Genomic DNA, 20,321 nt, shown 5'->3' with positions numbered 1-20,321 from the left:
CGGCCCCCCCTACCGTGTCAACGCCGACGAGAGGAATGGACATGCGATTCGGTCTCAGCTATCACCACCAACTTCCCAGGCCCTGGGCCGAGGACAGCGAGGAACGGCTGCTCAAGGAGTCCCTGGAACAGATCGAACTGGCCGACCGGATCGGTATCGACTGCGTCTGGGCGACCGAGCACCACTTCCTGGAGGAGTACTCGCACGGCTCGGCCCCCGAGGTGTTCCTCGCCGCCGCCGCGGCCCGGACGAAGAACATCCGGCTCGGCCACGGCATCGTCTCGCTGCCCCCGGCGGTGAACCCGCCGGCCCGCGTCGCGGAGCGGCTGGCCACCTTGGACCTGATCTCCGGCGGCCGGGTGGAGTTCGGCTCGGGACAGGGCAGTTCGCAGCTGGAGCTCGGCGCGTTCAACGTCGAGCGGGCGACCAAGCGCGAGCAGTGGCGCGAGGCGCTGGGCGTCATCGTCAGGCTGCTCACCGAGACGCCGTTCACCGGCCACAAGGGCCAGTGGATCGACATGCCGCCGCGCAACCTGGTGCCCAAGCCCAAGCAGAAGCCGCACCCGCCGCTGTGGGTGGCCTGTAGCGTCCGCGAGACCATCGAGACGGCCGCTCGCAACGGGCTCGGCGCGCTGTCGTTCTCCTTCGCCTCCCCCGAGCAGGCCAAGGAACGCGCGGACGCCTACTACGCCATCATCAACTCCGAGGAGTGCGTGCCGGCCGGACTGAGCGTCAACCCCAACTTCGCCGTCGTCATGCCGCTGATGTGCCACCACGACGAGGAGACGGCCGTCGACCGGGGCCTGGAGGGCGCCCACTTCTTCGCCTACACGCTGATGCACTACTTCGTCTTCGGCCAGCACCACCCCGGCACCACCGACATCTGGCAGACGTTCCAGCAGACGAAGGAGGCGATGGGCTTCACCCGTAATCCGGCGCCGATCGACCCCTCCGCCGAGCCGGACCCGATGGCCCAGCAGATGATCGACCAGCTCACCGCGCTGCGCCGGGGGATCGGCACCCCGGACCAGATCGCCGCCATGCTCACCGAGTACGAGGCGGCCGGCGTGGACCAGGTCGTCTTCCAGGTACAGCTCGGCAAGACCAAGCACGAGCACGTCATGGAGTCCTTGCAGCTCTTCGCCGACGAGGTGCTGCCGCGGTTCGTCGAGGGCCGCGAGGAGCGCGAGGCGGCCAAGCGCGAGCGGCTGTCCGTCCCGGTCAAGGAGGCCCTCGCCCGGGTCGAGCCGGCCTCCGTCGACGTCTCCGACTACGTCATCGGGAACGAGCTGTCCACGTCCTGACGCGACGCCGACACGTCAACTCCCCCTGCCCCAGCCTCGTCCCGAAACGGAGGCCGACCCGACATGCCCGTGACCCCGGTCGACAGCGGCACCTGGATTCGCCGGTTCCACCCGGTGCCGGAGCCGGCACCGCGCCTGGTGTGCTTCCCGCACGCGGGCGGATCGGCGTCGTACTTCTTCCCGGTCTCGCGGGCGCTCGCCCCCCGCGTCGAGGTGCTGGCCGTGCAGTACCCGGGCCGGCAGGACCGCCGTACCGACCCGCTCATCGACGACGCCGAGCAGCTCGCCGACCGGGTCACGGCCGCCCTGGGCCCGTGGACCGACCGGCCGTTGACGTTCTTCGGCCACAGCCTGGGCGCCGTCGTGGCGTTCGAGGTGGCTCGGCGGCTCCAGGACGCCGGACGCCCCGTCGACGGCCTGATCGCCTCCGGCCGCCGCGCCCCGTCCCGCTTCCGCGAGGAGCGGGTGCACCTCGGCACCGACGCGCAGGTGCGCGACGAGCTCAGCCGGCTGAACGGCACCGACGCCCGGGTGCTGGCCGACCGGGAACTGCTCGCGTCGCTGCTGCCCGCGGTCCGCAGCGACTACAAGGCCGTGGAGACCTACCGGTACCGGCCCGGCCCCGCGCTGGGCTGCCCGCTGCTCGTCCTCACCGGCGCGGACGACCCGCACGTCACCGCCGACGAGGCCGAGGCATGGCGGGAGCACACCACCGGCCCGTACGAGGTGCGGGTGTACCCCGGCGGCCACTTCTTCCTGACCACCCACGCGACCGCGGTGACGGAACTGATCGCCGCGCGCATCACGCGATCCGAGAGGGACAACGCCCCATGACCGACGTCGAACCCGAGGTGGACCCGGCGGCCGAGCCGCTGCTCTTCCCGCTGCCCCGCAAGGACCCGCTGGCCATGCCGCCGGAGTACGCCGGCCTGGTGGGCGGCGGCTGCCCCGTACGGGGGGTGATGCGCCAGGGCGGCCGCAAGGTGTGGGCGCTGTCCCAGCACGAGCACGTGCAGCAGGTGCTCGCCGACGCCACGCTCAGCTCCAACGGCAAGCACCCGGCGTACCCGATCGTCTTCCCCATCCCGGAGGAGTTCATCGACATCGTCGAACTCCCGCTGGTGGCGATGGACCCGCCCGGGCACACCGTGCAGCGCCGGCTGCTGATCCCCGAGTTCACCGCGAAGCGGATACAGACGCTGCGCCCGCGCATCCAGCAGCTGGTCGACGAGCGGATCACCGCGATGCTGGAGAAGGGCGGCCCGGTCGACCTGGTCCGCGAGCTGGCGGTCCCGCTGCCGTGCGGGCTGTTCTGCGAACTGCTCGGCGTACCCGGCACCGACGCCGACTTCTTCCGCCGGTTCGCCGAGGCCACCACCAACCGCAACGCCACCCCCGAAGAGGCCGGCGCCCTGCACCTGGAGATGGACGCCTACCTGGAACGCGTGGTCACCGAGAAGACCAAGAACCCCGGCGACGACCTGCTCAGCCGGGTGATCCGGAAGAACGCCGAGGAGCCCGACGAGGCCAAGCGCCTGAAGCACTCCAGCCTCGTCACCGTGGCGAAGATGCTGGTCTACGGCGGCTTCGACACCACCGCCAACATGATCTCGCTCGGCACGGTCGTGCTCCTGCAGCACCCCGAGCAGCTCGCCGAGATCCGCGAGAACCCGGAGCTGACCTGGAACGCCATCGACGAACTGCTGCGCTTCCTCAGCATCGAGGACGCGGCCACCGTCCGGGTGGCGACCAGGGACCTGGAGATCGGCGGCGTCCTCATCCGCGAGGGCGAGGGCATGGTCGCCCTCAACGGCGCCGCCAACTGGGACGAGAAGGTCTTCCCCGACCCGGGCGCCTTCGACATCCACCGCGAGACCAAGGGCCACCTCGCCTTCGGCTACGGCATGCACCAGTGCCTGGGCGCCAACCTCGCCCGGGTCGAGCTGGAGATCGTCTTCAACACGCTGCTCACCCGCATCCCCGGCCTGCGGCTGGCCGAGCCCGTCGAGCAGTTGCCCTTCAAGCACGACGCGCACATCTACGGCATCTACGAGCTGCCGGTCACCTGGTGACGGGAGACCGACAGATGCGCGTGCACGTCGACCACGAACGCTGTGTCGGCTCCGGGTCCTGTGTCTTCAGCGATCCGTCCGTCTTCAGCCAGGACGACGAGGACGGCCGCGTCGTCCTTCTGATCGATCCGCACGTGGACCCCGACCGCCGGCAGTCCGTCCGGGACGCGGCCTTCCGCTGCCCGGTGGGCGCCATCACCGTCGCCGAGTGATGTCGCCGGCTCGTCCACCCGCCCGGCCAGTCAACCACCGCTGCGCACCTGGGTGTGCGCGAAACCATAGGAGCCCCGCGTGACTGCACGCACCCGGCACTACCTCGTCACTCCCGCCGGAGTCGGGAACTACGGCGACGAGCTGATCGCCAAGATGTGGCTGCGCCACCTCGCCAAGGTCGCCCCCGACGCGGAGGTCGTCATCGACTGCGCCGGCCCCGACGTGGTCGCCCGACGGTTGCAGGGCATCCACCCGAGGGTCCGCTTCGTGGCCACCCTGTGGCGGCTGTGCGCCTTCATGTGCATGGACAAGAACGTCGAGGAGTCCGTCGCCTTCGTCGAGCGCTCCGTCGCCGACCCGGCCTCGGTCCCCGACCTGACCGAGGGCATCGAGGAGCTGCGGCGGGCGGACACCATCCACATCGTCGGCGGCGGCTTCATCAACAGCCACTTCGCCCGGCTGCTGAGCATGCTCGCCGCCGCGCCCGCGGCCGCCGCCCACTCCGGGGCGCTCACCGCCTTCACCGGCCAGGGCCTGTGGCCGCTGGCCCCGGGCACCGAGGACCTGGCCCGTCGGCTCATCTCCCGGTTCGGCATCGCGGACGTGCGCGACTCGGTGACCTACGACTTCCTCAAGGGCATCGACGCCGCCGTGCAGAGCCCGGACGACATGTTCCTGAACATCTCGCCGGACCTGTTCCGTGCCGACGCGGACGCCCCCGAGGTGATGGTCAGCCTGCAGACGAAGTTCTCCGAGGTCGACACCTCCGACCTGGTCGACTACGTGGCCGGCATGGTCAAGGCGTGGGGAGTCGACCGGGTCGGGCTGATCGAGTCCTCGCCCGACTTCGACAAGGAGGTGATGGAGCTCGCCGAGCAGCGCATGCCGGTGGCCCGCCGCTACACGATGGACGAGCTGCTGGAGTCCGGCCTGCCGGCCAGCCCCGGGCAGACCTGGATCGCCACCCGCTTCCACCCGCACCTGTTCGCCGCGGCACGGGGCGCCTCGGGCGTGGCGGTCAGCATCGCGCCGGACTACCTGGGGGTCAAGCACCGCTCCCTGCTGGAGTGCGGCTCGCGCTGGACGCTGGTGGAGAAGCTGGAGGGAGTGCCGGAGCGGCCCACGCAGGGCGGGTTCACCCCGGCCGAGCTGGAGGGCCTGCGCGTGGCCAAGGCGAAGATCGCGGACAGGATCTACCCGGCTTCCTGACGGCTGCCACCGCACCACCGGTACCGCCGGCAGTACCGGCAGTACCAGCACTACCGGCACCACCAGAACCACCAGAACCACCCACGGACCTCCCGGGCGCGCCCGCGGTTCCCCTGTCGGGAGCCGGGCGGCAGGCCGGGAGGTCCGTGCGTCGTTCTAGACGGCCGTATGTATTGGTCGCTCGTCCGTCCTGTACAAGCGACTTACACGGACGTATGATTGACGGCATGACAGAAACCCGCACGCGAGCCGGGGGCCGGGAGTGGACCGCCCTCGTCGTGCTCCTGCTGCCGCTCCTGCTGGTCTCCATGGACGTCTCGGTGCTGTTCTTCGCAGTGCCCTACATCACCCGCCAACTCCAGCCGAGCAGCACCCAGCAGCTGTGGATCTTCGACATCTACGGCTTCGTGCTGGCCGGCATGCTGATCACGATGGGCTCCCTCGGGGACCGGATCGGTCAGCGGCGGCTGCTGCTGACCGGCGCGGTGGCGTTCAGCGCGGCGTCGTTCATGGCCGCCTACGCCTCCAGCGCCGGCATGCTGATCGCGGCCCGCGGCATCCTCGGCATCGCCGGCGCCACGCTGACGCCGACCACGGCCGGGCTGATCCGCAACATGTTCAACGACGAGAAGCAGCGGCAGACGGCCATCGCCATCTGGGCCGGCGGCCTGGCCACCGGCGTCTCGTTCGGGCCGGTGATCAGCGGCCTGCTGCTCGCGCACTTCTGGTGGGGCTCGGTCTTCCTGATCAACATCCCGTTCATGGTGCTGCTCCTGGTCGCGGCGCCGCTCCTGGTCCCGGAGGCGCGGCCGCGGAAGACCGGCGGGATGGACTTCGTCAGCTCCGTCCTGTCCCTGCTGGCCATCCTCCCGATCATCTACGGCGCCAAGGAGATGGCCACCTCGGGAGTGAACACGCTGCGGGTGGCCAGCCTCGTGGTCGGTCTGGTCTTCGGCGTGCTGTTCGTGCTGCGGCAGCGCCGGCCCGACCCGATGATCGACCTCAACCTGCTGCGCAGCCGAGCGGTCAAGGGCCCGATCCTCACCAAGTTCATCGCCAACCTGACCATGTCAGGCACGGCGATCCTCACCGCCCAGTACCTCCAACTGGTGCACGGCCTCAGCCCGCTGGCGGCCGGCCTGTGGAGCCTGGTGCCGTCGATCGGGGTGGGTGTCACCACGCCGGTGAGCACCATCCTCCTCAAGCGCGGGGTCGATCGCAGCCACCTGATCAGCGGCGCGTTCGTGCTCGGGGTCGCCGCCTTCGGGGTGATGACCCAGGTGCAGAGCGACTCGCAGCTGTGGGTCGTGCTGCTCGCCTCCACGCTGCTGGCCGGCGGCATGGTCGTGGTGATGACGCTCGGCACCGAACTGCTGATCGGCGCCGCCCCGCGCGAACGCGCCGGCACCGCCTCGGCGATCCTGGCCACCGGCACCCAGTTCGGCGGCGCGATGGGCATGGCCGTCCTGGGCACCATCACCACCGCCGTCTACCGGCGCCACATCACCGGCAGGCTGCCCGCCTCCGTGGACGCCGACAAGGTGCACGCCGCCCGGCAGACGCTCGGCGGGGCGACCGTCGTCGCCCAGTCCGTTCCCGGCCGGGCCGGCGCCGCGGTGCTGGCCGCCGCCCGGGACTCCTTCACCGCGGGCATCCACGTCGCGGCCGTCACCGCCGCCGTCCTGATGGCCCTGTCCGCGCTGCTGTCCGCGCTCTTCCTGCGGCGGGTCCGGCCCCAGGAGGCGCAACAGGGCGGCGCCGCGCCGAAGGCGCGCGAGAAGTCCCGTGGCGCCGCTCCGGCGGGCGCGCCCGCCGCCATGGAGGAGGACCGCGGGCCGTCGCAGGCGCCCCGGCCGTCGCACGGCTGACCCCTTGACCGCCGTTCGCCCACGCGCCCCCGTCGCGGACGAACGGCTCACCCAGAAGGCTCCCGCCGGTCCTGCCGGCGGGAGCCTTCGCCGTGCGCGGCGCGGCCGTGCCGCGGCCCGGCGGGGAGGTGCGGCGGGCGGGGCGTGGCGGGTTGCCGCAGCCGGTGGGTGCGGCCGGCGGGGGAGGGCGCGGCCGCACCGGGTGGGGGCGGCCGGAGACCGGCGGTCTGGCGGCCGGTGGGCGCGGGCGCGGCCGCGGTGGGGTGGCCGCGGCGCCCGGGTGGGGCGCCGCGGCCGGGGCGGGTCCGTCAGGACGTCAGGACCTTGGCCAGGCGGTCGACACCCGTGCGGAGCGCCTCTTCCAGCTGCGCGCCGATCTGGGCGCCCATCTGCTCGCTGCCGGGCCCGTCCAGCTCCGCCCGGTGGGTGATCCGTACGCCGTCGCCGGCTGGCGCGATCGCGCACACCGACCGCATCTCGACCTGCCCGCCGATCCGGGTCAGCAGCGTGAAGCCGCTGCCGTCGGTGACGTCGGTGAGGGTGAACGGCACCGGGGCCGTCCGGTTGCCGGACTCCATGGACTGCTCGATCACCCCTTCCGAGCCCGCCGCGAACGGCCCGTCGAGGCGGATCGAGCTCAGCGCGCCGTACCACTCCGGCCACGTGTCGAGATCGGTGTACCGGGCCCAGACCTCCGCACCGGTGACGCCGACCTCGACCCCGTACTCACAGTTCCACATGTGTCCAGCCTCTCCGTTCCCGCGGCCGCGCGGCCGCGATATCGCCGTCCCCGCCATCAACGCATCGCGGCCCGGCGGCGCTCCAGGGCGGGGACCCCCAGAAGTACCGTCCGGCAGCCCCTACAAGGGCTCTGGGCAGGGCAGTTGGGGTGGTGCCGGGCCGCTCGCAGGTAGGGGGGTCACCCAGGTCCTTTAGGGGGCGGTTGATCTGGTTCGGCCACTCGCGGAGTCGATTCAATGAAGCGCCCGTGGTGGTCGAGCAGAGACTGGGAGCCGAAAGTGATCAAACTTCCCGAGGCCGACGGAACATTGACGTCGTACGAGCCGAACGCCTCGCCGCGCGTCTTCACGCCCGACGACTCGCCGTTCGCCAAGCGGAGCCCACTGGCCACCGCGCACGTGCTGGGCGACCCGCTCGCGGCCAACGAGCCGTTCGGGCCGCCGATGGGCCCGCCGCCGCCCCAGCCGATCGACTGGGAGGCGTCCATGGCCTACCGGCGCCACCTGTGGGCGCACGGCTACACGCTCGCCGAGGCGCTCGACACCGCGCACCGCGGCATGGGCCTGGACTGGCCGACGTCGGTGGAGCTGATCCGCCACTCCGCCGCCGAAGCCCGCGCGGTGGGCGGCCGGATGGCCGTCGCGATCACCACCGACCAGCTCGACCCGTTCTCGCCGGCCAGCGTCAAGGACGTCCGGCTCGCGTACGAGCAGCAGCTGGAGGTCGTGGAGGCCGCCGGCGCCACCGCGATCATCATGTGCAGCCCGCAACTGGCGGCCGCCACCCAGGACCCCGCCGACTACGCCGAGTTGTACGGCGCGCTGCTGCGGCAGTGCTCGAAGCCGGCGATCCTGCACTGGATCACCTCCGTGTGGGACCCGCGCCACACCGGCTACTGGGGCCAGATGGACGTGGACAGCGCCTACGGTGCGCTGCTGGCGATCGTCCGCGACAACATCGACAAGGTCGACGGTGTGAAGGTGGCGCTGCTGCCCGCCGAGCAGCAGGTGCAGATGCGCCGGCTGCTGCCGGAAGGCGTGCGGTTCTACACCAGCGACACCGACCGCTACCCGGAGCTGTTCGCCGGCGACGAGCAGGGCTTCAGCGACGGCCTGACCCCGGTCTTCGACCCGATCGCGCCGCTGGCGGCCGAGGCGCTGCGCGCCCTGGACCGCGGTGACACCGCGCACGGCCGCCAACTGCTGGACTCCACCGTGCCGTTGTGCGCCCACCTCTTCGAGGGCCCGGGCCGCAGCACGTTCTTCTTCAAGACCGGCCTGGTCTTCCTCGGCTGGCTGGGCGGTCACAGCGCGCACACCCGCATGGTGTGGGGCGAGCAGTCGGCGCGCTCCGTGCCCCACCTGGCCACCGCCTACCGGCTCGCCGACGGCCTGGGCCTGTTCGCCGACCCGGCGCTGGCCGAACAGCGCATGAAGACCTACCTCGCCACCCACGGGATAGCGCAGTGACCACCGCTGTCGTTCTCGGCGGTGGCCTGGCGGGCCTGTTCGCCGCGACCGTCCTCGCCGACCACGCCGACGAGGTCGTGGTGGTCGAGAGCGACGTGCTGCCCACGACGCCGGCCCCCCGCAACGGGCTGCCGCAGGGCCGGCACAACCACATCCTGATGCGGGGCGGCGCCGAGGCGTTCGACGAACTGCTGCCGGGCACCACCGAGTTGCTGATGGCGGCCGGCGCCAAGCGGCGCGGCCTGCCCGGCGGCACGCTGACCCGCGGTCCGCGCGACTGGTTCCAGCGGCACCGTACGGACGCCTACCTGCTGCTGTGCGGGCGCGACACGCTCGACCACGTGGTGCGCGGCCAGGTGCTGGGCGCCGCCCGCCTGACGCTGCGGCAGGGCGTCAAGGCCGTGGCGCTGACCGGGGACGCCCAGCGCGTCACCGGCGTGCGGATCAAGCCGCTCGAATCCGGCCAGGACACGCGGGAGGAGACGATCGCCGCGGACCTGGTGGTCGACGCCACCGGCCGCCGCTCCGACGGCCCGCGCTGGCTGGCGGAGCTCGGCGTGGCGGCGCCCCGGGAGGACTTCGTCGACGCCGGGTTCGCCTACGCCAGCCGCTGGTACCAGGCGCCCGAGGGGACGGAGGACTTCCCCGGCGTGATGATCCAGGTGCAGCCCGGCACCGGCGAGCCGGGCCGCGGGATCGCGATCCTGCCGAACGACAACGGGCGCTGGATCGTCACCAGGTTCGGCAGCCGCGGCGGCGAACCCCCCACCGACGAGAAGGAGTTCGTCTCCGACTGCGGTGACTGGGAGGACCCGCTGGTGTCGCGGCTGCTGTCCCGGGCCAAGCCGCTCAGCGACATCCGCTCCTACCGGCGGATGCCCAACTGGCGGCGCCACTACGAGAAGCTGCCCCTGCCCGAGGGGTACTTCGTGATCGGCGACGCCGCCTCGGCGCTCAACCCGACCTACGGCACCGGCATGTCGGTGGCCGCCCGCTCCGCCCTGGTGCTGCGCGCGGAGCTGCGGCGCACCGGACTCGGGCCGGGCCTGGGCCGCCGGGTGCAGCGGGGCGTCGCCAAGGCGAACGCGTTCGCCTGGCAGAACGCGGTCAGCAACGACCTGTTCTTCCCCGGCGTCACCTCCAGCGTGCCGGTGCGCGGCGCCGCCTTCCAGACCTGGATGGCGGCTCGGGTGGCACACGTGGCGGCCCGCGACCGGACGGTGTCCGACATCGCCTTCACCGTGGGCACGTTCTGCGCGCCACCCAGCCGGATGTTCTCCCGCGCCTTCATGTGGCCGGTGATCCGCGGGCCGCGCCGTCCGCCGCTCACCGCGCAGCAGGCGATCGAGCAGTTCCCGGAGTTCGGCGACCTGCTCGCACCGGAACCCGTTACCGACCCCCGGTAGTGCCGTGACCGCGAGGGTCCACCTGCTCGCGGTGCCCGTAGGGGCGCTCCGCCTCCGCCTTCGGCGGGTGGAAGCGCCCGCGGCGAAGCCAGGGGGAGTGCCCGCGGCGCCGGCGGGACCGCCCGTGCGAGCCCGTCACCTGGACGGTGCCGCACCGGGCGGTCCCACCGCGCCGGGCACCGCGCGCCGACCGGCGAAAGCCCCTCGCGGTCACAGCACCAGCGGCCGCCGCTCGGGGGAGCGACATGTCACTCGGTACCAGTCAAGGGGGTGCCCCGCATGAGCGGCGAGCAACGACTTCCCGGAACCACCGCAGAGCCGGTGGACGGCGGCCTGCCGTCCGGTGACGCGCAGGCGTCCCGGGCCGTCCCCTGGGTCCTGCACGGACGCGACGAGCAAGCGCTGCGGGCCCAGGCCGGCCGGCTGCTGTCCTGGCTCACCGGGCCCGAGGCGGAGGCCGGCGGGTCCGCGCCCGACATCGGCCTGTCGCTGGTGACCACCCGGTCCGTGCTCGGCCACCGCGGGGTGGCGGTCGGCACGGACCGCGCCGACCTGCTCGCCGGCGTGGCCGCCCTGGCCGGCCACGGGCTGGGCGGCACCGTCGTCAGCGGCCCGGTGCGGCCCGCGGGCAGCACCCGGGTGGCGTTCGTCTTCCCCGGACAGGGCTCGCAGTGGCCCGCGATGGCCGGTGAACTCCTCAGCACCGCACCGGCGTTCGCCGAGCGCATGGCGGAGTGCGCGCGGGCACTGGAGCCCTTCGTGGACTGGGAACCGATGGACGTGCTGCGCGAGCGGCCCGGCGCCCCGTCACTGGAGCGGGTCGACGTGGTGCAGCCGCTGCTGTGGGCGATGATGGTGTCGCTCGCGGCCTTGTGGCGCTCCTACGGCGTGGAACCGGACGCGGTCGTCGGCCACTCGCAGGGCGAGATCGCCGCCGCCTGCGTGGCGGGGGCGCTCTCGCTGTCCGACGGTGCCCGGATCGTCGCCCTGCGCAGCCGCCTGATCGCCGAGGAACTCGCCGGTCTCGGCGGGATGATGTCGGTCCCGCTGCCCGCCACCGAGACGCAGGAGCGGCTGCGCGCCTGGCAGGGCCGCGTCCAGCTCGCCGCCGTCAACGGGCCCGGCTCCGTCGTGGTCTGCGGCGACACCGCGGCACTGGACGAGATCTTCGACCAGCTCACCGCGCAGGACGTCCGCGTCCGCAGGATTCCGGTGGACTACGCCTCCCACTCGCACTACGTGGAGCAGCTCAAGGACAAGCTGCTCGCGGTGCTGGCGCCGGTCGCCCCGCGCTCCTCGGCCGTGCCGTTCTACTCCACCGTGACCGGCGCGGCACTGGACACCGCCGCCCTGGACGCCGGGTACTGGTTCACCAACCTGCGCAGCACGGTGCGCTTCGAGGAGGCCACCCGGGCGCTGCTCGCCGACGGGCACGGCCTGTTCGTGGAGTCCAGCCCGCACCCGGTGCTGCGGCTGGGCCTCCAGGAGACCGTGGACGCGACCGGCACCGAGGCCCGCGTGGTCGGCTCGCTGCGGCGCGGCGAGGGCGGCCTGCTCCGCCTGACCACCTCGCTGGCCGAGGCGTCGCTGGCCGGTGCCCCGGTGCAGTGGCGCGCGTCCTTCACCGGCACCGCCGCACGCGTCGTGGACCTGCCCACCTACGCCTTCCAGCACCGGCGCTACTGGGCGCGCCCGGACCAGGACGCGACGAGCTTCGCCGCCGCGGGCCTCGATCCGGCCGGCCACCCGCTGCTGGGCGCCGTGGTCACCTCCTCCACCTCCGGCGAGACCGTCTTCACCGGCCGGCTGTCGCTGCCGGCCCAGCCGTGGCTCGCCGACCACGAGGCCCTCGGCGCCGTCCTGCTGCCCGGCGCGGCGTTCGTGGACCTCGCGCTGCACGCCGGCGCGCGGACCGGCTGCGAGCTGCTGCGCGAACTGACCCTGCAGGCACCGCTCGTGCTGCCCGACGAGGGCTGGGTCCAGCTCCAGGTGACCGTGGGCGCCGAGGGGCCGGACGGCGAACGCGCGGTCACCGTCCACTCCCGCGCCGAGGACGCCGACGGCCCCTGGACCCGGCACGCCGCGGGCGTGCTCGACCCGGGCCCGGCCGCCGCGCTCGCCGCGATCCCCGAATGGCCGCCGCCCGGCGCGGAGCCGATCCCGCTCGACGGCGCCTATCCGCGGCTGCTGGAGCGCGGCCACGCCTACGGGCCGGCCTTCCAGGGCCTGAAGTCCGCCTGGCGGCACGGCGAGGAGATCTACGCCGAGGTCGCCCTCGCCGAGGAGGAGGGTGCCGCCGCCGCGCACTTCGCCGTCCACCCGGCGCTGCTCGACGCCGTGCTCCACGCGGACCTGGTGGCCGGCGGCGGCGACCCGGACGCCTCGCGCGGCGCTGTCCTGCCGTTCGCCTGGAACGGGGTGTCGCTGCACGCCTCCGGCGCCACCACCGCGCGCGCCGTACTGCGGCCGGCCGGCCCCGACGCGGTCCGGATCGACGTGTTCGACGGCACCGGGCGGCCGGTGCTCGCGGTGGAGTCGCTGGTCGCCAAGGCGGTCTCCGCCCGGCAGTTGGCCTCCGCGGGCGCGACGCGGGGCCCGGTGCCCCACGCGGTCCGGTGGACCGCGGCGCCGCGCGCCGAGGAGGCGGCCGCGCTCCCCGCGTGCGCTGTCGTCGGCGACGGTCGCGCGGCGAAGGCACTCGCCGCCGCGACCGGCACCGCCCGCCACGCCGACCTCGCCGCGCTGGCGTCCGGGCTCGGCACCGGGACACCGCCCGGTGTGGTGGTGCTCTGCGCCGCGGCGGAACCGGCGGAAGTGTTGGAACCGGCGGAAGTGTTGGAACCGGCGGAACCCGAGGCGCCCGGCGCGGGCGGCGGGAGCGGCGCCACGGTCCTCGACGCCGTCCGGCGCCGTACCGGACACGTCCTCCACGAGGTGCAGTCGTTCCTGGCCGATCCGCGCTTCCAGGACAGCGTGATGGTCCTCGTCACCACCTCGGCGGTCGCGGCCGGCGGCGGGGAGTCGCCGGACCTCGAACAGGCCCCGCTGTGGGGGCTGGTGCGGTCGGCGCAGGCCGAACACCCCGGCCGCTTCGTGCTGGTGGACACCGGCCCCGACGGTGACCTCGACCCCGAGGCGCTGGCCCGCGTCCTGGCCGACGGCGAACCCGAGGCCGTGGTGCGCGGGGGAGCCGTCCTCACCCCCCGGCTCGCCGCGGCGGCGGCGCCGCAGGACGGCCCGCGCCCGGCGTGGCCGGCCGACGGCACCGTCCTGGTCACCGGCGGCACCGGGGTGCTCGGCGCCCACGTCGCCCGCCACCTCGCGTCCACGCACGGGGTACGCCGGCTGCTGCTGCTCAGCCGGCGCGGCGAAGCCGCCCCCGGCGCGGCCGAACTGGTCGCGCAACTGGCGGAGTCGGGCGCCGAGGCGAAGGTCGTCGCCTGCGACGTCGCCGATCGGTCGGCCCTGGCCGCGGTGCTGGCCGCGATCCCCGCCGACCGCCCGCTGCGCGCTGTGGTGCACACCGCGGGCGTCCTGGACGACGGCGTCATCGACGCGCTCACCCCGAAGCGCCTCGACGAGGTGCTGCGCGCCAAGGCCGACGCGGCCTGGCACCTGCACGAACTCACCCGCGGGTTCGACCTCGCCGGCTTCGTGCTGTTCTCCTCCGCGGCGGGCACCCTCGGCGCGCCCGGACAGGGCAACTACGCCGCCGCCAACGCCTTCCTCGACGCCCTGGCCGCCCACCGCCGGGCCGCCGGCCTTCCCGCGGCCGCGCTCGCCTGGGGGCTGTGGGCCGACGGCAGCGGGATGACCGGCGCGCTCGACGAGCGCGACATCTCCCGGCTGCGCCGCCAGGGCTTCCCGCCCCTGGAGACCGCGGAGGCGCTCGACCTCCTCGACGCCGCCCTCGCGTCCGTACGCGCACCCGGGTCCGTATCTCCGCCGGAGTCCGCGCCCGAGTCCGTATCCGCGCCCGCGCCCGCACCCGCGCCCGCGCCCGTATCCGTACCCGCCGACGCGCCGCACGGCTCGCCGTCCGGCAGCGCATCCGGCAGCGCACCTGGCGACGCACCCGTCCCCGTCACCTCCGGCGACCCGGCCTCCGCGCACCGGCTGCTGCTGAAGCTCGACACCACCGCGCTGCGCGCGCAGGCCGCGCACGGCACCCTCCCGGCCATGCTCCGCGGCCTGGTGCGGACTCCGCCGCGGCGCGCGGCCCGCTCCGGCGGCGACGCCCCGCTGGGCGAGCGGCTGTCCGCCATGGCCCCCGGCGAGCGCGAACGCGCCCTGCTGGAACTGGTGCGCACCCAGGTCGCCGATGTCCTCGGGCACGCCTCCCCGGACGCCGTGGAGGCGGACCGCGCCTTCAAGGAGTTGGGCTTCGACTCGCTGACCGCCGTCGAACTGCGCAACCGGCTGGCCGCCGCGACCGGCCTGCGGCTGCCGGCCACCCTGGTCTTCGACCACCCCTCGGCCCGGGCGGTCGTCCGGCACATGGACCGCGAACTCACCGGGCAGCGCCCCCAGTCGGCGCGGACCCGGGCGGCGGCACCGGACGAACCCGTCGCCCTGGTGGCGATGGCCTGCCGCTTCCCGGGCGGCGTGGAGTCCCCGGAGGACCTGTGGCGGCTGGTCGCCGACGGCACCGACGCGGTCTCGGCGTTCCCCGCCGACCGCGGCTGGGACCTGGAGGAGCTGTACGACCCCGAGCCCGGCAAGCCCGGCAGGACCTACACCCGCTCCGGCGGATTCCTCGAGGGCGCCGCCGACTTCGACCCGGACTTCTTCGGGATCAGCCCCAACGAGGCACTGGCCATGGACCCGCAGCAGCGGCTGCTGCTGGAGACCTCCTGGCACCTGTTCGAGCGGGCCGGGATCGACCCGGGAACCCTGCGGGCCACGCCCACCGGGGTGTTCGCCGGCGTGATGTACCACGACTACGCCGACAACAGCGCCACCGGCTCCATCGCCTCCGGCCGGCTGTCGTACCACTACGGCTTCGAGGGCCCGGCGATCACCGTCGACACCGCCTGCTCCTCCTCCCTGGTCGCCCTCCACCTGGCGATCCAGTCGCTGCGCTCCGGCGAGTGCGATCTCGCGCTCGCCGGCGGTGTCACGGTGATGGCCACCGCCGGGGTGCTCGTGGAGTTCGGCACCCAGCGCGGCCTGGCCGCCGACGGGCGGTGCAAGTCGTACGCCGACGCCGCCGACGGCACCGGGTTCTCCGAGGGCGTCGGGCTGCTGCTGGTGGAACGGCTCGCCGACGCCCGCCGCAACGGCCACCCCGTCCTCGCCCTGGTCCGCGGCTCCGCGGTCAACCAGGACGGCGCCAGCAACGGACTGACGGCGCCCAACGGCCCGGCGCAGCAGCGGGTCATCCGCCAGGCGCTGGCCGCGGCCGGGCTCGGCACCGGCGACGTCGACACGGTCGAGGGCCACGGCACCGGCACCACGCTCGGCGACCCGATCGAGGCCCAGGCGCTGCTCGCCACCTACGGCCAGGACCGCTCCCCTGAGCGCCCGTTGTGGCTCGGCTCGATCAAGTCGAACATCGGGCACGCCCAGGCCGCCGCGGGCGTCGCCGGGGTGATCAAGGCCGTGGAGTCCATGCGGCACGGCGTGCTGCCCCGGACGCTGCACGTCGACGAGCCCTCGCAGCAGGTCGACTGGGCCTCGGGCGCGGTACGGCTGCTCACCGAGGCGCAGCCGTGGCCCGAGCCCGGCCGGCCGCGGCGGGCCGGCGTCTCCTCGTTCGGCATCAGCGGCACCAACGCGCATGTGATCGTCGAGCAGGCGCCCGCGGACGCCGCCTCCGACGCCGTCTCCGATGCCACCACCGGGCAGACCCCCGCGGAGCCCGCCGGAGGTTCCGCGGAGCCGCGACACCCGGAGCACGCACCGGAGTCGGCCGCGGCGTCCGAGCTGGCGTCCAAGCCGGCATCCGAGTCGGCGCCCCGGCCCGTGGTGCCCTGGCTGGTCTCCGCGGCGAGCCCGGACGCCCTCCGGCAGCACGCCCGGCGCCTGGCCGCCCACCTCGCGGACGACCCCGGGCCGAGCCCGGCCGACGTGGCGTTCACGCTCGCCACGGCCCGGTCGCCGCTGGACCACCGGGCCCTGGTCGTCGGTGACGACCGCGACGAGCTGGTCGCGGCACTGGCGGCGCTCGCCGCCGACGCCGAGCCGGCCGGGCGGCGCACCACCGGCGGCACCGCCTTCCTCTTCACCGGCCAGGGCGCGCAGCGCCTCGGCATGGGACGCGGACTGTACGACGCCCACCCGCACTTCCGCCGGGCGTTCGACGCCGCGCTGGAGGCGTTCGACCCGCACCTGGACCGGCCGCTGCGCGACGTGATGTGGGGAACCGACCCGGCGGCGCTGGAGCTGACCTGCTACGCGCAGCCGGCGCTGTTCACCGTCGGGATCTCCCTCTACCGGCTGGTCGAGTCGTGGGGCGTGCGGCCCGACTTCCTCGCCGGCCACTCCGTCGGCGAACTGGTGGCCGCGCGCGCGGCGGGAGTGCTCGGCCTGCCGGACGCCGCCGCGCTGGTGGCCGCCCGCGGGCGGCTGATGCAGGCGCTGCCGCCCGGCGGCGCGATGATCGCCGTGCAGGCCGCGGAGGACGAGGTCCTGCCGCTGCTCTCCGACCGGGTGAGCCTCGCCGCGGTCAACGGCCCGACCTCCGTCGTCATCTCCGGCGCGGCCGGCGCGGCCGAGGAGATCGCCGCCCGCTTCGCCGCGGACGGCCGCCGTACCACCCGGCTGCGGGTCAGCCACGCCTTCCACTCGCCGCTGATGGAACCGATGCTGGCGGAGTTCCGCGCGGTGGCCTCCGCGCTGTCCTACCGGCCGCCCGCGCTCCCGGTGGTCTCCGCGGTGACCGGCCGTCAGGCGGGGGAGGAGCTGCTGTGCGACCCGGAGTACTGGGTCCGGCACGTGCGCGAGACCGTGCGCTTCCACGACGTGGTGCGCCACCTCGACGAGCGCGGGGTGTCCACGCACCTCGAACTCGGCCCCGACGCGGTGCTCGCCACGATGGGGCCCGACTGCCTCACCGGTGAGCGCGACGTCGCCTTCGTCCCCGCGACGCGCCGCGATCGCCCCGAGGCGCGGGAACTCGTCACCGCCGTCGCGCGGGCGCACTCCCGCGGTGTGCCGGTGGACTGGGCGGCGTTCTTCGACGGCACCGCGGCCCGCCGGGTCGACCTGCCCGTCTACCCCTTCCAGCACCGGCACTTCTGGCTGGAGTCGGCCTCGCACGGCGGCGACCCGGCCCGGGTCGGTCAGGCGCCGGCCCGGCACCCGCTGCTGGGCGCGCTGGTCACCGTCCCGGACTCCGGCGCGCTGGTGCTCACCGGCCGGCTCACCGCCGCGGGTGCGCCGTGGCTGGCCGACCACGACCTGCTCGGCACCCCGGTCCTGCCCGCCACCGCTCTGGTCGACCTCGCCCTGCACGCCGCCGGGCACGCCGGCTGCGACACCCTGCGCGAACTGACCGTCGAACTGCCCCTGGCGGTCACCGGCGACGGCTCCACCGCGCTGCGCGTCGTGCTGGACGGCCCGCGGCCCGACGGCAGCCGCCCCGTCTCCGTCCACTCGCGTCCCGACGCCGACCCGGACGCCCCCTGGACCCGGCACGCCTCCGGTGTCGTCGAGGGACCGCAGGCTCCGGAGCCGCCCGCGCCGCGCCCGGAGGCGGACTGGCCGCCCGTCGGCGCCGTCCCGCTCGCCCTCGGCGACGCCTACGAGCGCCTGCTGGCCGCCGGATACGGCTACGGTCCGGCGTTCCAATGCCTGCGGGCCGCCTGGCGGCTCGGCGACGACCTGTGCGCCGAGGTCGAGCCGGTGCGGGACGCCGAGCCCCGGGCGGAAGGCTTCAGCGTGCACCCGGCCCTGCTCGACGCCGTGTTCCACGCCGAACGGCTGGCCGGGGAGGGCGACGCGGCACCGGTCGTCCCGGGGACGTGGCGGGGTGTCCGGCTGCGCGCCGCCGCGGGCGCCGACGCGCTGCGGGCACGGATCACCCCCGGCCCGGAGGGCTGCGCACTGGTGGTCACCGACAGCGCCGGCCGGCTCGTGCTCACCGCCGACTCGGTGGCCTCCCGCGCGGTCACCCCCGGTGAACTCGCCGCCGCCGACCGGACCGACCACCCGGTGCTCCACACCCTGCGCTGGACGCCGGCCCCGCCCGCTCCCGCCGGGACGGCGGTCGCCGGATGGACGTTCCTCGGCCGCCCCGAGCCGCTGTTCGACCCGGCGTCGCCGGGCCACGCCGACCTCGACGCGCTGCTCGCGGCGATCGACGCCGACGAGCAGGCCCCGGCCACCGTGGTTCACGTGTGCGCGACCGCCGCCCCCGACCCGGAACTGCCCGCGCTGCTGCGGCGCTGGGCGGACGACCCGCGGCTCGCCGCGGTGCGGCTCGTCGTCGCCACCAGCGGGGCGGTGGCCGCCGGCACGGAACCCGGGCAGGACCCGGCGCCCGACCCCGAAGGCGCCCGCGCCTGGGGACTGGTGCGGGCCGCCCGCGCGGAGGGCCTGGGCCGGCCGGTCGTGGTGGACCTCGACCCGTCCGCCGACCCGGACCGCGCGCTCGCCGCCGTGCTGGCCTGCGGCGAACCCGAGACGGCCGTCCGTGGCGGTGAGGTGCTGCTGCCGCGGCTCACCGCCCCGGACGGCGCCGGCCTCCCCCCGCGGGGTCCGGCCGGCTGGGACCCGGACGGCACCGTGCTCGTCACAGGGGACACGGCCGCGGGCACGCTGCTCGCCCGCCACCTCGCCGCCACGCATGGCCTTCGGCGCCTGACGCTGGTGCGCGCACCCGGTGAACCGGAGACGGCCGTGCCCGACGCGGCGGTGACCGTCACCACCTGCGACCTGGCCGACCGTACGGCGCTGGCGGCGCTGCTGGACGCGATTCCCGAGGCGCATCCGCTGACCGCGGTGGTGCACATCGCGGCCGACGGCCCGCGGGCCACCACGGTGAGCGGCCTCGACTCCGGGACGGAATCCGGGATCGGAACCGAATCCGCGACCGGGACCCAGGTCGCCGCGGCCCGGCGGGCCGACGACGCGTGGCACCTGCACGAGGCCGTCCGCGACGCCGCTCCCGCCGCCTTCGTCCTGGTGTCGGCGGCCGACGCCCTCCTCGGGGAGATCGGCACCACGGACGCGGCCATGGCCCACGCGTCCTTCGAGTTGCTGGCCGCGCACCGCCGCGCGCGCGGACTGCCCGCGGTCTGCCTCGCGCACGGGCCGTGGCGCACCGCCGCCCCGGACCGGCCCGCCGCCCCGGACCGCGCCGCCGGCACCGAGCACCCCGAGCACCCCGACCGCCCGGGTTTCCCGACCCTCACCGCCGAGGAAGGGCTCGCGCAGTTCGACGCGGCGCTGGCTCTCGGCGCGACGCACTGCGTACTGGCGCGCCTCGACCACGCGGCGCTGCGCGCCCGGGCCGGCGAACTCCCGCACGTGCTGCGGGCGGTGGTGCACGCCCCGGTCCGCCGCGCCCGCGCCGAGGAGGACGCGCCGCTGATCCGCCGGCTCGCCGGACTGGCCCCCGAGGAACGCGACCGGACCCTGCTGGCCGCCGTCCGCGAGCACGTCGCCGCCGTCCTCGGCCACGCCTCGGCCGCGGCCGTCGACCCCGACCGGGCCTTCCAGGAGATGGGATTCGACTCCCTCGCCGCCGTGGAACTGCGCAAACGGCTGAGCGCCGCCGCCGGGGTGTGGCTGCCCGCCACCCTGGTCTTCGACCACCCCACCTCGCGGGCGGTCACCGAGCGGCTCGGCGCGGCCCTCGATGGCGGGACCGGCCCCCGGCAGCCGGTGTTCGCGGAATTCCGGCGGCTGGAGGACGCCCTGGCCGAGGCGACCCCGGACGACGCGGAGGCGGCCCGGATCACGGCCCGGCTGGAGAGCCTGCTGCGCAGGTGGCGCGACCGGCGGGACGGCGTCGCGGCCGAGGCGGAAGGGGCCTACGAGTCGGCCTCGGACGAAGAGCTGTTCCAGGCACTCGACGACCTCGAGATTGGTTGAT

General features: G+C 74.8%; 10 protein-coding genes and 1 pseudogene. 10 read left to right on the top strand and 1 reads right to left on the bottom strand.

What is annotated here, in order from left to right; translation table 11 throughout:
* Positions 1-41: 41 nt before the first annotated feature.
* The 6 genes from ACIPAE_RS26815 to ACIPAE_RS26790 all read left to right on the top strand — a co-directional run bounded on the left by ACIPAE_RS26815 (position 42) and on the right by ACIPAE_RS26790 (position 6,666).
* Entirely contained in the window at positions 42-1,304 is a 1,263-nt protein-coding gene (locus tag ACIPAE_RS26815) for an LLM class flavin-dependent oxidoreductase (RefSeq protein WP_329362521.1), read from the top strand.
* Positions 1,305-1,367: 63 nt separating this feature from the next.
* Complete coding sequence (locus ACIPAE_RS26810) at positions 1,368-2,138, top strand: alpha/beta fold hydrolase (RefSeq protein WP_329362520.1); 771 nt, start codon at positions 1,368-1,370, stop codon at positions 2,136-2,138.
* Positions 2,135-3,376 carry a cytochrome P450 gene (locus tag ACIPAE_RS26805; RefSeq protein ID WP_329362518.1) on the top strand — a complete coding sequence of 414 codons (1,242 nt, stop codon included), beginning with the start codon at positions 2,135-2,137 and terminating at the stop codon, positions 3,374-3,376. The genes ACIPAE_RS26810 and ACIPAE_RS26805 overlap by 4 nt, the downstream gene beginning before the upstream one ends.
* Positions 3,377-3,390: 14 nt before the next feature.
* Positions 3,391-3,588, top strand: a complete 198-nt coding sequence (locus tag ACIPAE_RS26800; protein WP_328472155.1) for a ferredoxin — start codon at positions 3,391-3,393, stop codon at positions 3,586-3,588.
* 79 nt (positions 3,589-3,667) lie between these two features.
* Positions 3,668-4,798 carry a polysaccharide pyruvyl transferase family protein gene (locus tag ACIPAE_RS26795; protein WP_329362516.1) on the top strand — a complete coding sequence of 377 codons (1,131 nt, stop codon included), beginning with the start codon at positions 3,668-3,670 and terminating at the stop codon, positions 4,796-4,798.
* 227 nt (positions 4,799-5,025) lie between these two features.
* Positions 5,026-6,666: an MFS transporter gene (locus ACIPAE_RS26790; protein ID WP_329362513.1), complete on the top strand. Its 1,641-nt coding sequence runs from the start codon at positions 5,026-5,028 to the stop codon at positions 6,664-6,666.
* 308 nt (positions 6,667-6,974) lie between these two features.
* Here the strand turns inward: ACIPAE_RS26790 and ACIPAE_RS26785 are convergent, their stop codons facing one another.
* The gene (locus ACIPAE_RS26785; protein WP_329362512.1) at positions 6,975-7,406 is read right to left on the bottom strand and encodes an SRPBCC family protein; all 432 of its coding nucleotides are present in this window, start codon (positions 7,404-7,406) and stop codon (positions 6,975-6,977) included.
* Positions 7,407-7,643: 237 nt separating this feature from the next.
* Between ACIPAE_RS26785 and ACIPAE_RS26780 the strand changes: the two genes are divergently transcribed.
* From ACIPAE_RS26780 to ACIPAE_RS26765, 4 genes and pseudogenes are all read left to right on the top strand, one after another.
* Positions 7,644-8,876 carry a DUF993 family protein gene (locus tag ACIPAE_RS26780; protein WP_402448462.1) on the top strand — a complete coding sequence of 411 codons (1,233 nt, stop codon included), beginning with the start codon at positions 7,644-7,646 and terminating at the stop codon, positions 8,874-8,876.
* On the top strand, positions 8,873-10,282 hold the full coding sequence (locus ACIPAE_RS26775) for an FAD-dependent monooxygenase (RefSeq protein WP_329362507.1): 1,410 nt from the start codon (positions 8,873-8,875) through the stop codon (positions 10,280-10,282). The genes ACIPAE_RS26780 and ACIPAE_RS26775 overlap by 4 nt, the downstream gene beginning before the upstream one ends.
* Positions 10,283-10,561: 279 nt before the next feature.
* A pseudogene (locus ACIPAE_RS26770) lies at positions 10,562-12,841 on the top strand (acyltransferase domain-containing protein); the annotation flags it as partial.
* A gap of 417 nt (positions 12,842-13,258) precedes the next feature.
* Positions 13,259-20,320: a type I polyketide synthase gene (locus ACIPAE_RS26765; RefSeq protein ID WP_402448514.1), complete on the top strand. Its 7,062-nt coding sequence runs from the start codon at positions 13,259-13,261 to the stop codon at positions 20,318-20,320.
* Position 20,321: the final 1 nt, after the last annotated feature.

The sequence above is a fragment of the Streptomyces sp. NPDC087270 genome (genome assembly GCF_044744625.1).
GTDB lineage: Bacteria > Actinomycetota > Actinomycetes > Streptomycetales > Streptomycetaceae > Actinacidiphila.
The sequence above is the reverse complement of the archived record's forward strand: the minus strand, read 5'-3'. Positions and strand labels throughout refer to the sequence as shown.